Origin of the sequence: Ruminococcus gauvreauii, assembly GCF_025151995.1 — a bacterium.
In the GTDB taxonomy this organism is placed as follows: Bacteria; Bacillota; Clostridia; order Lachnospirales; family Lachnospiraceae; genus Ruminococcus_G; species Ruminococcus_G gauvreauii.
This window is the reverse complement of sequence record NZ_CP102290.1, coordinates 2,710,150-2,728,258: the sequence shown is the minus strand read 5'-3', so window position 1 is coordinate 2,728,258 and position 18,109 is coordinate 2,710,150. Positions and strand designations below refer to the sequence as shown.

At 49.0% G+C, this 18,109-nt stretch carries 15 protein-coding genes; all 15 read right to left on the bottom strand.

Annotated elements, in window-relative coordinates; all coding sequences use genetic code 11:
* Nucleotides 1–78 precede the first annotated feature (78 nt).
* Nucleotides 79–744, bottom strand: a complete 666-nt coding sequence (locus NQ502_RS13105) for a GntR family transcriptional regulator (protein WP_028529422.1) — start codon at nt 742–744, stop codon at nt 79–81.
* A gap of 345 nt (nt 745–1,089) precedes the next feature.
* A complete protein-coding gene (locus NQ502_RS13100) occupies nt 1,090–2,874 on the bottom strand; it encodes a sensor histidine kinase (protein WP_028529421.1) in 1,785 nt (594 codons plus the stop codon).
* Nucleotides 2,858–4,453, bottom strand: a complete 1,596-nt coding sequence (locus NQ502_RS13095) for a response regulator (RefSeq protein ID WP_044983412.1) — start codon at nt 4,451–4,453, stop codon at nt 2,858–2,860. The genes NQ502_RS13100 and NQ502_RS13095 overlap by 17 nt, the downstream gene beginning before the upstream one ends.
* Nucleotides 4,454–4,551: 98 nt before the next feature.
* The gene (locus tag NQ502_RS13090) at nt 4,552–5,607 is read right to left on the bottom strand and encodes a transaldolase family protein (protein WP_028529419.1); all 1,056 of its coding nucleotides are present in this window, start codon (nt 5,605–5,607) and stop codon (nt 4,552–4,554) included.
* Complete coding sequence (locus tag NQ502_RS13085) at nt 5,608–6,447, bottom strand: SDR family NAD(P)-dependent oxidoreductase (RefSeq protein ID WP_049898292.1); 840 nt, start codon at nt 6,445–6,447, stop codon at nt 5,608–5,610. It abuts the gene before it with no gap.
* Nucleotides 6,444–7,361, bottom strand: coding sequence for an SMP-30/gluconolactonase/LRE family protein (locus NQ502_RS13080; RefSeq protein ID WP_049898290.1), 918 nt, complete (start codon nt 7,359–7,361; stop codon nt 6,444–6,446). The genes NQ502_RS13085 and NQ502_RS13080 overlap by 4 nt, the downstream gene beginning before the upstream one ends.
* A gap of 14 nt (nt 7,362–7,375) precedes the next feature.
* The gene (locus tag NQ502_RS13075) at nt 7,376–8,401 is read right to left on the bottom strand and encodes a zinc-dependent alcohol dehydrogenase (protein ID WP_028529418.1); all 1,026 of its coding nucleotides are present in this window, start codon (nt 8,399–8,401) and stop codon (nt 7,376–7,378) included.
* A gap of 31 nt (nt 8,402–8,432) precedes the next feature.
* Nucleotides 8,433–10,508 carry an alpha-amylase family protein gene (locus NQ502_RS13070; RefSeq protein WP_028529417.1) on the bottom strand — a complete coding sequence of 692 codons (2,076 nt, stop codon included), beginning with the start codon at nt 10,506–10,508 and terminating at the stop codon, nt 8,433–8,435.
* A gap of 19 nt (nt 10,509–10,527) precedes the next feature.
* Nucleotides 10,528–11,760, bottom strand: a complete 1,233-nt coding sequence (locus NQ502_RS13065) for a uroporphyrinogen decarboxylase family protein (RefSeq protein WP_028529416.1) — start codon at nt 11,758–11,760, stop codon at nt 10,528–10,530.
* Between the two features lie 23 nt (nt 11,761–11,783).
* Complete coding sequence (locus tag NQ502_RS13060; protein WP_028529415.1) at nt 11,784–12,140, bottom strand: hypothetical protein; 357 nt, start codon at nt 12,138–12,140, stop codon at nt 11,784–11,786.
* An 11-nt stretch (nt 12,141–12,151) separates the two neighbouring features.
* Nucleotides 12,152–13,270 (bottom strand): uroporphyrinogen decarboxylase family protein, encoded by a 1,119-nt coding sequence (locus tag NQ502_RS13055; protein ID WP_028529414.1) that lies wholly within the window; start codon nt 13,268–13,270, stop codon nt 12,152–12,154.
* Nucleotide 13,271: 1 nt separating this feature from the next.
* Nucleotides 13,272–14,669, bottom strand: a complete 1,398-nt coding sequence (locus NQ502_RS13050) for a GH1 family beta-glucosidase (protein ID WP_044983411.1) — start codon at nt 14,667–14,669, stop codon at nt 13,272–13,274.
* 19 nt (nt 14,670–14,688) lie between these two features.
* The gene (locus NQ502_RS13045) at nt 14,689–15,804 is read right to left on the bottom strand and encodes a uroporphyrinogen decarboxylase family protein (protein WP_028529413.1); all 1,116 of its coding nucleotides are present in this window, start codon (nt 15,802–15,804) and stop codon (nt 14,689–14,691) included.
* Nucleotides 15,801–16,811, bottom strand: coding sequence for an ABC transporter permease (locus NQ502_RS13040; RefSeq protein WP_028529412.1), 1,011 nt, complete (start codon nt 16,809–16,811; stop codon nt 15,801–15,803). Before NQ502_RS13040 ends, NQ502_RS13045 begins: the two co-directional genes overlap by 4 nt.
* 63 nt (nt 16,812–16,874) lie before the next feature.
* Entirely contained in the window at nt 16,875–18,074 is a 1,200-nt protein-coding gene (locus NQ502_RS13035) for a type 1 periplasmic-binding domain-containing protein (RefSeq protein ID WP_028529411.1), read from the bottom strand.
* Between the last annotated feature and the right edge of the window lie 35 nt (nt 18,075–18,109).

Below are 18,109 nucleotides of genomic sequence, written 5' to 3'. Positions count from 1 at the left end.
GCTTTCTTTGATTGATCGATAATCGATTACTATTATGCGATAGAATATAACTCACCGACTCTTTCATCACCGCGGCTTTTATACGTCCTCCTCCCCCTCTGCTTCCATTTTTGCAAGAATCTCATCGCGAAGCTCACTCAAATGCTGATGCATCACATGGCGGGCCCCTTCTGAATCCCCCTCCTCCAGCGCTTTATAAATAGAAGCATGCCTTCTGGACAGATTAACCAAGGTCCGCTCGCTGAGATTCGCCGTTACATGCGTATACAAAGACACGTTTACAAGGTTCCACAGCTTCTCAATGACTTTGTTGCCGCTGCTGCAGATGATCGTTTCATGAAAATGTACGTCATAATCCACAAAAGAACCGATATCTCCTTTTTCCGCCGCCTCGTTCATCTTTTCGATAAATGTATGTGCTTCCTGCAGCCGGCTTTTTGTAATCCGCTTGGCAGCCTCACCGACTGCGTATTCTTCCAGAACCTCTCTGGCATCATAGGCTTCTTTCAGCTCGCTCTTTGTCAGGCGTTTTACGTAGGTTCCCTGATAAGATATATTTTCAGTAAGTCCATAAAACTCCAATTCTTTCAGTGCTTCCCTTACGGTCGCCTGCGAAACTCCCATATCAGCGGCAATTTTCGTCTCCACGATCCGCTCACCCGGCTTGAGCTCCCCTTCCACGATCGCCTTTTGAAGTGAGGCAAAGACCTCATCCTTTAATTTCTTTTTATTGATCACATCCATGTTTATCCACCCTTTATATGGTATACCTGTCGGCATTGTTTAAAAATAATATCAAAATTATAGAATTTTCTTCCAAACTTGTCAATTTATGTACACGGAGTCTTACTCATCGATAATCGATTATTTATAAGTTGTTTTAAATATAGCAGACAGTACTCATTGTGTCAACGACACTTTTTCATAAATATGTTTAAAGAAAATTGTGTATTTTTACAAGAACACCCTCCTGTCATGCGCATTTAAGACTTTCAATCTACAAATACAGTTTTTAATAAATGTTATCATTAACTATCAAGCTGGCAGCCGCATAGTGACCTGGCCTGGCATAGTCCAGAGGTCGTTGATTTACTCATAAACAGGAGATACACCATCTAACGAAGCCGGAAATATGATCCGAATCTCCGTTCCCTCATCCTGACTGCTGCTGATCGTCATCTCGGCAGCAGAGCCATAAATATGCTTCAGCCGATATTTTATATTTGCAAGACTCACCTGTGTGCCGGAGTCCTGCGGCCGGACCTCTGCCTCAAAATCGGCTATCGCCTGTTTGCTCATACCGATCCCATCATCAATCACAGAAAGAATCATCTGATGGTCCTGTCTTTGCACCGTCACACATATGTAGCCGCCATGCGCCAGCGTGTTTCTGACCTTTCCCCCCATTAAACCATGGAAAATTGCGTTTTCCACCAGCGGCTGAATAATATTGATCGGAATCAAAACGGTTCTGGCATCCGGATCAATGTCCCATTCAACCTCAAAGTCTTTCAAATAGCGGTAACGCTGGATCAGCACGTACTCCTTCGTCAGCTCCGCTTCATGGATAATCGTCTGCATATTATTTTCTTCTGCTGTGGAGCTCAGTGTGTTTTTCAGGATTGCGGCTAGGGCATCGTTTACCCTGATCAGATCTTCATTTCGATTCTGTGTAGCAAGGATTTTGATGGTATGCATGGTATTATGGATGAAATGAGGATTGAGCTGCGATACCATGAGCTTATAGCGCATGCGGCTTTCTTCTTTCTCTTTTTCCACCAGAAGATCCAGATGCTTTTTCAGCTCATCCTTCATCTCATTAAACTTCTCACACAGCTCTTCGATCTCGTCGCCTGTCTTAATAGAAATTTCCTGCTCAAAATCCCCTCGTGAGAGCTCCTTCATGCTCTTCACCAAGAACGACAGCGGGCGCAGCTTACGGCTCAGCATCACTACGCAGGCAATGATCAGGACGACAGCCTGGCTCACCAGAACGAGAATTCCAAGATTCAGTATCGGCATATAGTCTTCAAACAGCTCCTGATCGTTCACCTGCCGGTAAATAGTGAGATTTCCCAGTTCTGTTTTTTCCGTAAAATAACTGCTTCTGTTCAATGTGACTGTATCTTCCAGCTGCCATGACCGGTCAGTGCCAGAATCCGCCTCGCCGTCTGCATAAAACAGATTGCCGTAGGCATCACAGACCGTAAACTTCCCAACCGTAAAGGCGGTATCCAGTATTTTCTTCGGCTTGCTAAACGTAGAAAAAATGCAGATCAGACTGCGCATACTCCCCACGTCACGCCACGTGCAGTATGCGTATAGCTGGGCGCCGCTGTGATCGGCTGCGGTGTTCTGCAGGATCTGCGCAGCAGAAAAAGGCTGTGAGACATACGTCCCATAACCTTTCTCCCTGAAACTCATATATCCTTCACTCTGCAGAAATTCGGACAGTTTTTCTTCATCTGCACCCAGAGAATAATGTGCCGAACCGTTTTGCGGCTGGATCATGACCGGACAGCCTGCAGCATTATCATATGATGCCTGGTAGCGGTTCAGCAGAACACGGAACATCCGCTCCTCTCGGTCGCGCTCCTCCCGGCTTAATTCCCCTTTTTCTATGTATACCAGTTTCTCATAGAGCTCTTTGTCCAATGTCATCATATTGGCCACCGTATCCAGCTGTTTCAGGATCGTATCCAGCTGGTCCACCGCCTGGTCATTGATCGTTCCCGCGTATTGGAGCGCCACCGAACGCGCGGTTGACAGGGTAAGCATATATAATGCCGCAATCGCAGCCAGGATAATGGCTGCCGCGATGATGATCTGGCTTCTTATAATTTTTCCGGTCAGGCTTTTATAGTTTTTCATCATTCATCTCATCTCTGTGTTCTGTGTTTTTATAAGTCCCCGGACTGATGCCCTCGACCTGTTTGAAAACTTTGCAGAAATACTGATTGCTGGAAAATCCCGTCATCTCGGCTATCTGAAAAATCTTATACCCTTCCCGGATATACTGTTTCGCCATGTAGATGCGGTAGCCCGTCAAATACTCGATGATTGTTTTGCCGGTTTCCTTTTTAAACTGTACAGAGATCCAGCTTTTGGATGCATGGATATGGTCTGCGACCATGTTCACATCCAGGTGAGCATTCTGAAAATTTTTTCTCAGATATCTCATCGTCTGCAGTACGCTGGATGTATACCGCGCTTTCATGTTTTCCGCGTTTGTTTCAATCAGCCTGCGTGTCGCATCTTTGATCCATGCGATCGCTTGCTCATATGAATACCACGACTGTCTGTTCTCTGCCTGCAGCAATTCCATATTATTTCCCGACTGGATATTCCACAGATTTTTGTAGCCCTCCTTCAGATACTGCAGGACACCGGACATCGCCCGGTTCAGATATTCCCCATCCTGCTTTCCAAAAGCCGGCCGGAAGATCTTTTCCAGTTCCCCTTCTGCCTCCTCAGGCAGATAATTTTCCACACATTTTTTATAGGAATCCAGCTTATATTCATCCGTACACGTTCCGCACAGGATTTCACGAAAGCAAAAAATCCGGCGATGAGGTTCAAAAAATTTACAGCAAAATTTCCTTTTCTGTTCTAAATATTTTACGAAAAGCATTTGAGGCGTATCTTTCTCAGCAAAACAAAACACGCAGAAATGCATGGTCGTATTTAATCGCAATTTTTTATCAAGCTCTTTGATCTTAAACATAAAATCATGATAATTGAGTTCAAACGGCCGCTCGTCTGATACATCGTATAACAATAAATATCGGTCTGTGCCTATTCGCGCAATGTTCAGGTAACAGCTCTTGTCCTGCATACCGCTCACAATTGCCCGCAATTCCTGATAGTTGATCCCGCCGTTAACGCTTGTCTGCTGTATCTCAGATTCAAAACACGGGATGGCAGAAGCGCCCTCAATAACAGCCGCAAAATATTTCTGATCAAAGAGCTTCCTGAGCTTGAAACTCATCCCCTCCAGCGAAAAAGCGTCTGCGCCGTTATGAAACAATTGCGTGAGCTCATATTCGAACTGGGTTCTCGTTCTCATCCATAGATTATAAAACTCTGTCTGAAGCTTCAGAAGCTTATCCAACAAATAAGTGTGTGATAATTCGTGCTTCAGTATATAATCGGCCGCACCGATTTTAACCGCATCTTTGGCATACGTGAATTCATCAAATGCGGTTAAAAAAATGATGTGGCAGGAATCCGTAATCCTCTTGATCGACTGCGCCAGCTCGATGCCATTCATAAACGGCATCGAGATATCCGTGATCACAATATCCGGGCGATATCTTTTGTACAGGGCAAGCGCCTCCCGCCCGTTATAGGCCGACGGTACCAGTTCAAAGCCGTAGGCTTCCCAATTGATTAATTCTTCAATGTACTGTACTGAACGCTGTTCGTCATCGGCTATCATTATCTTCAGATTCATAACGACCTCTTCTGTATCCCTCTTCATTCTTACATTACTGTAACACATTTTTGCCAAAAGAAAATCTGCTATTTTCTGGAAATCTGTTATTTGTAAAATTAGAACCAGCGGGAGGAGGGGATTCGGGACGCATATGTCTCTAACGGAACCCATCCGGTCCATAAAAATTGTGATAATGTCTTTTGCGTCACACCCAACGTGATAAATTCTTCCGGACACATGCCATTTTCATCATATACACGCGGAAACTCGCGATGTTTGTACAGCTCTGCTATAATCGCTTCCGGAATTTTCTCGTCGATCTTTATGGTCCTGGGCGGATCCTCCTCCAGAACCATCCGCTGTACCCGCGGCTGTAAGGAAAATACCATATCGCTTCCCGTAAGCTCCGTGAGATGACTGGTGCGCCGCAGACCGGCCGGCATGATCTTTGCGGAGATCCCTTTCTTTTGAAACAGCTCATACAGTTTCTTGCAGACTGCATTTCCCGCATGCCTGATGCATTTCGTATCCAGATCGGTCTGATTGTCGACCGCAGTCTCTGTCAGATATTCGTCCAGCCTTCCGCCCTGCTGGACTACGAAGCACGGCCTGACCGGAATCCTGTTTTCTTTTGCTTTTTTCACTCCGCGTTCGTACGCTTCGCCCACAGACAGCCCCTGTGAGACAGAGAAGTTGAGGGTGGTACACACCGCGATGCCGCGCGCAGCCAGCTCCTCGACGACCGGCAGGGCGGATTTTACCGTCGGCAGCTTCACTGCAATGTTGTCCCCCCAGGAATGGTAGCGCAGCGCCTGTTCCAGCATCAGCCTGCTGTCATGGCAGATGGCCGGATTGAGCTGGCCCAGGGCATATCCCTGCTGCATATCGCTCGCCTCATAGATACTGTAAAATTGTTTTGCCGCATCGACCGCCACGATGCGAAGCAGTGCCTCAGCTCTCTCTTCGGGCGATAATCCTTCCGGAATCTTTGTGACCTCCTCCGACCAGTAATCCGGATCCGCCTGCAGCGCTTTGATCGTCAGGACCGGATTCGTCGTAACCCCTGTCGCACCGTTTTGAATTGCCTCTGCGATCTCCTGTGGAACTGCAGAATCATTCCACCAGGCAGTCGGAGTTTCATCTGCAAGCCATTTCAAATAATTCTTCACCATCTACCTTTTCACCTGCTCTCCCCATGCTAAATACGGATTGGGAACCTTCGGTCCTTCCCCTAACTCAAAACCGCCGGTGACATGCAGATCTTCGCCGGTGATAAAGCTTGCCCACGGACTTGCCAGAAACAGCATCGCATAGGCAACCTCCTCCGCCTCACCGCCGCGTCCCAGCCACTGCAGGCTGTCCGAATATTTTACAAAGCCCTCCGGATCCTCCTGAAGACTGGTCGTACACTCAAACATCTCTGTGTTAATGTGACCCGGCTTGATCTGATTGACCCGCACACCATTGCGCGCCTCATCGATCGCCAGAGAACGGGTGAAGGTATGGATCGCACCTTTGGTGGAACAGTATGCCAGAGAGCCCTCGTCACCGGTTGTTCCCAGTACGCTGCCCACGTTGATGATATTGCCCCTGGAGCTGCGCAGATAGGGCAGAGCATATTTGCAGCTCATGAAATAAGCCTTCAGGTTGGTATCCAGGACATCCTGATACATTTCCAGGGTGATCATATCGATGGGCTGCTGCAGCGGAAAATAGCCGGCACAGTTGATCAGAATGTCTAATTTCCCAAACTGCTGTACCGTAAGCTCCACGATCTCACCGATCCTGTCATAGTCGCGGACATCGCACTCATAAAAAACACAGGTTCCCCTGCCTTCGCGGTTGATCTCCCCGGCCAAAGCTTCCCCCAGTTCCACGCTGCGCCCCATTGTCACCACATGGACACCTGCCGCACAGAAGGTGCGGACACAGGCCTTTCCAATACCCTTTGTCCCTCCTGTGATAATCGCAACTTTTCCCTTCATTCCCTCTTCAAATGGTTGATATTTCAAACTTGAATTCCTCCTTTGATGTCCGCCGCATATTCCGGCAGCCCTTTGATATCGGTGTGGATACAGTAAACTCTGCCGTTATGAGGCGCATTGAAATCGTACCCCTGGGGTGCAATCGAATGGCGGACAACTTCCGCAGAGGACGTCACATAGATATCCGTCAGTTCCTCTCCGCCAAACATCACAGAGGACGTCTGTCCCGACGGAATATGGATTTTTCGTTCAATACACCCATCCGGATCGCATCGCACAATGCCGTAGCCATACCACAGTGCCGACCATAAGAACCCTTCCGCATCGACGGTCATCCCATCCGGTATTCCCTCATAATCCGGAATTTTTACTACAACGCGCTTATTGGAAATGCGGCCTGTTGCAGCTTGATAATCATAGGCATAAATCTCCCGCGTATACGTATCGGTCACATACAGGGTCTTCTGATCCGGAGAGAATGCAATGCCATTCGAAAGGCCAAATCCTTCATCCAGAATCGTAAGACTGCCGTCAGAATCGACCGAATAGAGCCGCCCGCGCTCAAAGTCGTCTCCGACTGTCTGACCATAAAATGTTGTTCCAAAGAGGAACCTCCCCATGGGATCGGCGGCCGCATCATTGCAGTGAAGCACCTGTCCCTGACAGGAATCCGCAAGCAGACGCCATCCATGCACAGCGTCCCAGAGATATAAACCCTGATGTGTCGCACAGACGAATCCCCCGTTTTTATTTAACGTAAATCCACTGACATTTTTCCCCTGTGCAATCTTTTGAATTTCCTTACTGGCCGGACGATAAGAAAACAACTCTCCCGCCAGCATGTCAGACCAGTAAAATGTCTGATTCTGCACATCCCACATGGGGCATTCCCCGCACCGGTAGGAAGCTTCTGAAATAATGCTGTAGGTACTGGATTCCATTCCGTTCACTCCTTTCAAAGCTTAAACATAATTTTATAGCCTGTCTTTTCGAAAGCCGCTGCAAATGCATCCTGCCATTCCTCCAGGCTGTACTCCCGGCTGATCAGCCGGTCAACCTTGAGCAGTCCGTCCTTCATCAGACGAATTGCCGTCGCAAAGGATGAGCGTTCGGAACCGAAGCTGTTGACGATGTGCTTCTGGTTGATCAACGCATGATCCATATCGAATGCGATCTGTCTTCCAAACAATCCGACCTGCACGTACTGCCCGCATTTTCTGAGAAGCCTGAGGCAGGTATCGGCAGAGGGCTGCGCTCCCGCACACTCATAGACAACGTCATACATCTCGCCGCCGGTAATATCCGCCGCCTTTTTGAAGACGTCCTCCTGCTGCACATTTACCACATGGTCCGCGCCCAGCTCTTTTGCAAGGCTCAGGCGATTTTCATCAACATCCGTACCGCCCACCGTCACATTGGCTCCTGATATTTTTGCCAGCTGCACCACAATCTGTCCCATGGCTCCCGGACCAGACACGTAGACGTAATCTCCCGCTCTGAGCCTTGAAATTTCCAGAACTGAGCGCACGCAGCAGCCAATGGGCTCTATGAGCGCCGCCTCCCGCAGCTGTACCTGTTCGGGTATTTTAAACACCCGGTCTGCTCTGACGGCGATATACTCTGCCATCGCCCCATCCATACCGGAACCAAAAGACTTCCGCTCGGTACACTGCAAAAGCAGTCCTTCCTGGCAGAAACGGCAGCGGCCACAGGTATAACCCGGCACCATCGAAACAATCCGGTCACCTGCTGTAAATCCGCTGACACCGCTTCCGGTTTCACAGACCGTTCCACTAAACTCATGGCCCATAATAACCGGTAAATTTGCAGGATATTCATCCCTGACAACATGCATATCCGTACCACAGATTCCCACATGAGAGACCCTGACCAGCAGCTCATCCTCTTTGATTTTTGGTGCCGGCACTTCTCTGATTTCGACCCCGCCGTCTCCTTCATGCACCTTACATAACGCTCTCATTTTTCTACCTCCGTTTCCGGTTTCAATGTATTCATTGAGTCCCTCTTTTCACAATTTCCGCAACCTCAAACATCGTAAATGCCGGAAACTGTATCCTGGTGCTTCCATTTTTTATTTCTGTCTCAAGCTCCCGGTCACTGTTGAGCAGCCTGGCCGATGCCGCTTCGTACGGCAGGGTAACACTGACGTTACTCATTGTAGCCGGAGGCATCACATCCTGCATATTTACAGCAGATATATACTGTCTGCCATCTTTCAGCCAGGACATAACCTCGACAAAAACCGGCGCCTCCGTCTCATATACAAGCTCGCCGCACAGACTTTTAAAGATCCTGCCCACGGTAAGCTTTGCGGAATAATAGTCCAGCATTTCTATGGGACCGCCGACCCAGAAGATGCTGCCTTTGCCGACTGTTTTCAGGACGGCGCAGGGCTCGTCCGTAAAGACGCCCGGCGGATCCGAATGAATCGCAGCATAGTCGTGTGTATACGGCGCTGTATAGGGAAGCGCCAATGTTGCCAGCGTCTGCTGCTCCCCATAAAACCGTAAGCGCGCCTGCCTGTTGGTGTACATCGGAGACTGACTGTCAAATTCCCGGAAATATTTCTTTCCCATCTCAGTCGGAACCATATAAGCCGCATAATGAGCGGTATCCCCGAGATCCTCCGCTTCCAGAAGCTCCAGCAGCCGCACATGCCCGGGTTTTCCGGAAAGATAGACATGGCCTCCGTTTCTGATATAAGTTTCAATCGCTTCCATCTCCTCATCGCGGATGTTGGCAACGTCTGAAATGATGAGCAGATCATCCTGCAGGTTTTTGAGATTTTGCGAGGCAACAACATCATACGGAATATTGTGCAGCCCCAGAATCCTTCCCGCTGCGACTTTCGCATGATAAAACTGATTGTCCGCGGCCGCTTTTCGTTCCGCCTCAATCACTCGTTTTCCATTATCTGCGCGGTCATACTTGGAATGACTGGGATACCATACCGCCGCATTTTTCAGATAATTCCCATTGACATACGGCTCATAGGGCCTGGTGGCCGCAAAGCAGTTCTTGATAATGCCCTGGTAGACAGACGCACACAGCTCTCCGGAGGGATCGATACCGTCACAGATCGAAAAAGCACCGTTATGCTCCAACGCAATAAATCCCTGCCGCACCAGCTGCTCCATTGCCTTTGTCGTCGTGTGATACGAAAGATTCCTGTCGCAGCGAGAGCTGATAAACACAAAGGGAAGGCTTTTCGATATGTTTTTATAGTACTTACAGAAAAATGACTGTTCAAAATAGCTGTCGTAAGTATCGCCGCCCACATAATCACAGCTTTCATTGACAAGATCTGTATGACCGGATATCCAGGAAAAATGAACACATCCCTGGTTGTGTTCACAGGTGCACTCCGGATCCGCCTCTTTCACCGTATCGCTGAGCATTTTGGTGAATTCAGACAGCCACAGCTCGCGCCGCTGCTGAAAATCACGGAAGGCCGCATCATCCCAGTCCACATACTGCGGCATCTCTCTTCCGGTCTCTTCGTAATACCGTTTGCGGCAGGATGCACAGAAGCACACCGTCGGCCATAATGGCATGTCCAAAAAAATGGAATCAAATTTGTATTTCGATACGATTTCATATACGCAGTTTTTTGCATACGCCCGGTACTCCCGGTTATTCGGACATACCATCGCATACCTGGCCCTTTCAAAATGGGGAATCCGCGAGGTAGAGTACGCATGATAATCCAGCGCCTGTTTCCCATCCTGATCGATACACCGCCAGTCAGGATGATGGTCATACGCATAGTTATCGTAAATCTGTGAGAAATAACCTTTTACGGCCAGGCCATTTTTTCGCGCCAGCTCTGTCATGGTTCCCACATAGTCAAACTGCTGTTTTTTTAAGGTCGGATGCATCTTCCCAAACTCTGTCGGGAAATAAGCAAGACCCGACCAGGGACGGCATTTGACCAAAATGGTCTGCCCTTCCGCCTCTTTCACCAGAGCAATCATTTTTTCCGCATTTAAGCGGGACAGATACTCCTCATTTTCCCAGCCGATATGCATATCAATAAAGCACCATCGGTATTTGTCATTTGTCCACATATCATTCCTCTGCTTTCTGTCAGATCAGCGGATAATCTCTGCACTCTTTGGCAGCCTCCACCATCGCGATCACATTCTCCACCGGTGCATCCGGCTGGATATTATGGTTTGGGGTAAAGACGTAGCCGCCGCCTTTGCCGAGCACCTGTATGTGATGCTTCACGTGCTCCCGTACCTCCTCGCGGGTTCCTGCGCGCAAAACACTCTGGGTGTCCATGCCGCCTCCCCAGAATACGATCTTTTTATCAAACTCCGCTTTCAGTTCCTCTGCCTTCATACCGGCTGCGTTGGTCTGCACCGGATTGAGGATATCGATCCCCGCCTCGATCATATGAGGAATCAGATTCCTGATGGAGCCGCAGCAGTGCATCATTACTTTAACACCGAAATTTTTGTGGATATAATCGCTGATTCGCCTGTATGCCGGAACATAGACCTCCGCAAATACATCCGGTGAGATCAGCTCGCTGGCCTGACCGCCGAAATCCGCGGTCGAGATCAGTACGCTGTGCAGATATTTTCCTGTGCCCTGAAGATAAATGCCAAGATTTTCAATCGTCCAGTCAACCATCGCCTCCACATGCGTCCTGCAGTAATCCGGCTCCGTCACCAGAAGCACAAGCCAGTCACTGTATGTATGTCCGCCAATATTGAATCCGAAGAGATCATTCATGACAAAGGTTCCGTGCAGCGCGTACTCGGTGTTCTCATAATACAATTTCGCCCGTCTTTCCAGCGTACGGACATGCTCTTCGTGCATCATCGGAAGAGAGGCCACGAACGCTTCAGGATCCGTATAGTCGATGGTTTCGCTCATCCGCGTTGCCAGAGTGCTGTCAAAATAAATGCCGTCCGGACTCATGCGGTAGGTTACCTCCCCATCCGCATTCAGCACATGATAATACCCTGCCTCGTCCTTAACCGGATGGAAGCCCCCGGGAACCATGATACGGTTTCCCAGATTGGTGACAAAGACCTTCCAGTCCTGATTGGGAATATCGAAGCAGTTGACAACAGACTCCAGTTGGATCACATCCGCCTGCATCCACTGGACCATCTCCATATCAATGTGTGCCTTCATCAGACAGGCGTCAAACGCCCTGACCGGCTCCAAATCATATCCAAGCCCGCGCACAAGCCGGGCATACGCATCCACATGAAAAGTAGTTGACCTGGTTGCCCCAAGCCCAATCGGAACTTTATCCGGCTCCTCAAAGTTACACGCTGCAATTACACGTTCTCTTGATGTCATATCCATGACCCTCCCTATGTTCACTACAAAGCTATAATCCCCGAATTCTCCGGTATCGTAAGAAATGTCTGCAGTTCCTGAAAATTCAGCATGGAACCCGCATACAGTACGGCTCCGATCCAGTAGGCCAGATCATGATCCATTTTTCCCGTTACGATGCGTTCATACACTTCGGCAGTCATCAGCATCCGCCCCGTAAAATCACTGCTCTCGCCCTCTTCCAGTACGCAGGTTCCATTTTGAATGCGCACAGTCCAGACTCCGTCGTTTTCGCCGCTTCGATTGATTTTATATATCAGTACCAGCTTTCGTCCGGTATATTTGTCCGGATCAAAAAAGACCGGTATTTTTTCCAAATGCTCTTTCACAGAAAATCCCATAGCCGCCTCCTTTATACGCCGCCGGCAAAATCATCCGCTGCCCGGCGGATTGCGTTCAAATGTTCTATGGTCGTACCATAGGGCACAGAATCACCTGAGCCCAAAAGAACACCGTTTCTTCCCCGGGTCCGTTCCAGGATCATCATTGCCTTTCTGTAACAGGTCTCCGGATCCTCCGCAATAAAATCATGGCACTCCAGTCCGCCTTTGACTGCCTTATTGGGCCACATCTCAGCCGCCTCCCAAAGCTCTGTGTCTCCGGTCGGACTCGGCGAAATATCACCGATGGCATCGTATCTTCCCGCCAGGAGTTCCTTCTCCAGCAATTTCAGCTTGCCGCACATATGAACGACGTGCAGCTTTCCCGTATCATGAATGATATCCGCATAATCATTGAGCGGATCAAGCAAATAGTCCTGATACATCGTCGGAGACTCCGTGGTCGTACTGACATTTTCAGACTGCAGAAACACCTCAGCCTCACTGCGTGCTGCTGCCTGCCTGATCAGCTCTTTATTCTGCTCATGCATCAGCTCCATAGTCGCATCGAAGAGGTCCGGTTCGTCCTGCATCAGATAATAGGTATTCTCCACGCCGGCAATAAGCTCAATGAAATTTTTGAAGGGAGACATCTCCTGAGAGATCACACTTACACAGATTCCATCATCCCCGATCTGCCGCTTTTCCCACCGGTAATGTTCACGCAGATCGATCAGTCTGGGAACACTGTGCTCTCTTACATAGTAAAACACCTTTAGATCTTCGGGTGTTTTCAGCAAATACTCCACATGAGGATTCAGGGAATTGAACGCGCCGCTGCGATATCGCTCTGTGATGGTTCCCACCGGGGTTTCATACCCCAGCAGAAGATCCCCATCCACGAACCTGCGGATCAAGGTGATGCCGCTGTCCGGCAGGGGCACAACGGAGCGCTTGTAATCCGCGGCATACTGTGTCCAGATATCAAGTCCGGCCGCCCGCATAATATCCGGAATATAATGCGGCATATCGTCCGCAAACGCCCCGGCGCTGTACGCTACCACCAACGGCACACACGGCACCCGGTCCACCTCCTCACAGCGAAGCGCTGCCAGGATACGTTCTTTTCCGCTCATTACTTCCGTGCTCAAATCATCTGCCCCCTTTTTCAAAAAACCCGGGATGTTCTACTTCAAATCCATTGTGTTTAATAACTTCTGCATACCAATAAGCACTGTCCTTCGGTGTCCGTTCCAGAGTTTTATAATCGATATATACCAATCCAAACCGCGTTCCCAGGCCATCGATCCACTCAAAATTATCGTGATAGGACCAGATATGATAGCCGGTGATTGGCACACCTTCCTGAATCGCTCTGTGAATTTGGAGCAAATCATTTTTCAAATAGGTGATGCGGTTTGGATCATGCACCTTTCCATCACAATCCTTCCAGTCATTGGATGCGCAGCCGCTCTCGGTGACAATGATATTGTCCACCGGGTAATTATCGTAAACATAGTGGATCGCATCATAAAAGCAAGTTTCCTCCATCAGCCACCTGTGATCTGTACGCGGATACTCGTAATTCGGTTTTCTTTCCAAAAGCACATTGGCCCCCAGCGGCCATGCCTTTTTATCCGCTTCCACGTAATGAGGATTGTAGGTATTCAAGCCGAAGAAATCTACGGGCTGACAGATCGTCTCCATATCGCCGGCTTCCACTTCCGGCATTTTTACTCCGGCAGCCGCATAGGCTTCCATCAGCTTTTCGGTATAGCTGCCTTTTAAGATCGGATCCATGATATAGTCGTTGTAGGACATACTGATCAGCTCGGTCTTCTCCCGGTCTGCAGCGCATTCCGGATCATAGGGCCGCATCATGTGCAGACTGATCTTGATGCCGATACGGCTGCCAAGACCTGTCTTTCTGAAGGCTTTTACAGCCTCCCCATGGCAAAGAAATACGTGATGGCCTGCCTGCAGAAACTCATGATAGTCATTGTGCGCCGGCGCGTATCCGGAGCCATTGAACCCGAACAGCACCGACAGAGGCTCCACAAAGGTAATCCAGTCATCCACCAGATCGCCAAACTCCTGATAACAGATGTTGGCATAATCGGTAAACCATGTCACGATTTCCCGGTTTGCCCATCCGCCCCGATCCTGAAGAGCCTGCGGCAGGTCCCAGTGATACAGCACCGCCATCGTCCGGATGCCATGTTCGCGGCATTTTTGAAAGACTGACCGATAATATTCCACGCCCTTACGGTTGACCTCGCCGACTCCTTTCGGCAGGATCCGCGGCCAGCTTATGGTATATAAAAAGCTCTGGTAACCCAGTTTTCCCATCGTATCAATGTCTTCCCCATATCTGTGGTAAAAGTCGGCAGCCACATCCCCCGTCGTGTTGTCCGCTACATTCCCCTGGATATGTACCAGGCGGTCCCAGATGCTCTCACCTTTTCCATCCTCATTCCATGCGCCCTCGATCTGATAGGAGGACGACGCCGTACCCCATAAAAAATCCTTGGGAAAATCATATCTGTTCATACTGTAACCTCCAAAATTCCTATTTTCTTCTGTAATTTCCTGCCGTCTCAAAAAATGCGATCACATTTTCCGGCGGCGTGCCGGCCTGCATGGCATGGGAAGGAGCAATGATATAGCCACCGTCTTTTCCCAGGACATCGATGCGTTCCCTGACCTCCTGCTCCACATCCCTGACTGTCTTAAACGGCAGCGTGCTCTGCACACTGACACCGCCATGAAAGCAAAGCCGATCACCCCAGTTGTCTTTCATAACCTGCGGATCCATCCCCCTAGCATCAAACTGCAGCGCCTCCAGAACATCCACACCGGCATCCATCAGCTCCGGAATCACCGGCATGATAGCTCCGTCACAGTGATACAGTACTCTGGCGCCGTATTCGTGGATGACGTCAAACAACCGTTTGTGATGCGGTTTGATCACCTCCCGATAAACCTCGAGAGACATCTGCAGACTGATCTGTGTACCCAGATCATCTCCGCAGAAGACCAGATCGACCTGCCCGTCTGCTGCCTCCAGCGCCCTGCGGAAATATGCAATATAGAAATCCGCAACCCGGCGCATCACTTCACTGGCAAACTCCGGATTTTCGAGCAGATCGACAAACATTTTCTGCATGCCGGTCATCTGCCATGCATGCTCATACACGGTTGCTACCGGTGTCAAGAGAATCGCTTTTTCGCCTCCGGCATTCACACGCGCGATATGCTCCTTCATCCTGCTGAAATCATACCAGTCGGCCGAAGGCCACCAATACTGTTCCAGCTCTTCAAGCGTCTCACACTTTGCCAGCGGATAGTCTGTATATTCGTCATAAAACCCCTGGTTCTCGCCTTTTCCATAGCTTTTCTGCTGCCGTACAATACCAAAGAAGTCCACCTTTCGCGCTGCGTCTGCATCCAAAAACGAACCTCTTTCTTTGGGTCCCTTCCAGTCTGCTTTTACCCAGGCCAGATCCGCAAGGCTGTCACACCAGCTCATACCGCCGTCCACTTTATCCTCCAGGTTCAAATACTTTGCCAAGGCCCGCGACAGCGGCGGCTGCGGTCCGAAACCGCGGCTGATTGGAACACGGTCTGTCTCCTTATGTGCCAGAGCCGTCAGGACTCTCTCTTTCGAGGTCATCTTTTCCGTCATACCTTCACACCGCCTTCCCTGTTTTCCATAGACTCCATGATCGCTCTGGCCCTCCGCCGATTGCTGAAATATTGATTGACGCGCTCCTGATTCGTCGAAATACTCATAAATACCAACAGGAAAATACCGATGCATACATTCTGCCAGGTAGCACTGATACCTAATGAGAGCAAGCCGGAGGCCATCATTTTCATAACGAAGGCTCCGATAAACGTTGCAAGAATCTGGTCACAGTTTCGAGAAAGAAACTGGCCGATGACCACTGCCATAAGTGCCGTGAATACTCTTGCAACGGATGACATATTTTCAGCAGAACTTAATTTGGAGTTATAGGAGAGCATCATCACAGAAGCAACCCCCACTAAAAACCCGCTGATCAAAAACGCTTTGAATTTTATTTTCCTGACATTTAATCCCATAGTAGCTGCATTCGCCTGGTCACTTCCCAACGCACGCAGCTGATTTCCACTCTTCGTAAAATGCATGATAAAAACTACTATGCATGCGCATATCAGAAAGACGATATAACACGCCGGAACCGTTGCCAATCCCAGATAGGTCGTGGAAATTCCTTTGGAATCATTTACCATAATTGTCAGCGCCTCATACACCAATACCAGTCCTAACGTCACCACCATACTCGGCAGCTTTGTGAATATAACAGCGCAAGCCGTTACCATGGATATCACCATACAGCTTAAGATAATGCAGATCACCCATCCGGCCATTCCAAAACCATTGGCCTTGGCTATGCTGCCCCCTATGATCGCTCCCAGTATGGCAGCGGCTCCGATACTCATATCCAGCATTCCCGTGATCATAATGATCATCAGAGCCCATGCCAGGATGGCCCCTTCACAGACATTCTTGAGTACAGTGATCATGACATTGGCATTTCCAAATACTCCGCCGGAGATAATGGTGAATAACAGGTATACAGCTACCGGTATGACTAATGTCTTTAATGCGCGAAAAATGAAATGATTATTTTTGTTCATTTGTTTCATAAAGCACCACCATTTCTTACCTGTCACAGGGCCTGTCCCGGCCCTGTGAATTCTACATTTTGCTTAACCAATGAAATCCGCATGACGCTCAATAATCTTATCCAGAGTCAACGTATCTGCTAACTCATAGAAATCTTCAAACGTTGCCTCCGGATTCAGCCATTTGAAATATGGCTCATACTCCTGAAATGCAATCATCGGATACTTCTCGTCGTATGCATATTTGACGTAATTCTCGTAATCCTCTACACTCTCTATATACACATACGGCCAGTCTACGATCTCAGGTTTTTCGCTGAGTGGAGTTCCCATAAGACGGTTAAGAAGCATCACAAAAATATGGGTGGGGGATGCATGGGTGCCATCTGCCGTGAAGATCAAGATACCGTCTTGCAGCGCTGCCTCCGTGTCCTCAAATACAGATACGGTCTGATACGCGATCTGGCCAACCTTTCCTTCCGAACGGATCGCAGCAACTGTCGCCTCTCCGTACCCGGCACTGCCTGCGGTATCACATACGCCATCAAGGTTGGGATAGAGGGATATAAAATTTTTCATCGCCTCATTTCTGTCCTCACCTTTATATTCATGTACGATAATATCAGGGTACTCTTCCAGCATTTCGTACCAAATTGGCCACATTTTATCATGCTGTTCGTTTCCGGGGGCAGGCCCCATAAGAGCAATTTCCTTACAGCCCTGATCCAGCAGAGCCTGCAGGCCATCTATTGTTGCGTCCACCTTTTTCTCATGGATTGTTCCTACCCAATAAGGAGACTGCATCGCATATTCTTCTACCTCATCGGGGAATACCGTGTAGCACCCAAAGAGAGTCTCATTTTCATTAAATACATCAACCATTGCGGTATTCAGGCGGATGGTTATGACAGCATCCACGCCCTTTCTGCACAAAGACTCGCATACATCAAGATTCTCATCCTGTGTACAGGCTACCCATTCCCAATTCACCTTTATGGGCTGCTCCAGTGTCATCAGTCCATCGGTGATCGCCTGCAGAGAGCTTTGATACCCCTGTGCCAATACATCGGAATAACCCCAGCACACAAATGCGAAATTGAATTCCATCGGTTCCTTTGATCCGGCATCCTCACTCGCTTTTTCTGCAGTTCCTTCTTCCTGTGTTTTCGCTTCCTCATTTTTCGTAGTCTCCCCGCTGTTTGCAGAAGAACCTCCGCAGGCTGTGAGTGATGCGCAGAACATTCCGATCGCGATCATCCCTGCCAGTAACCTCGTTTTTCTCATACTGCTTTTCCTCCTTTGGATTTGAATTATTTTTA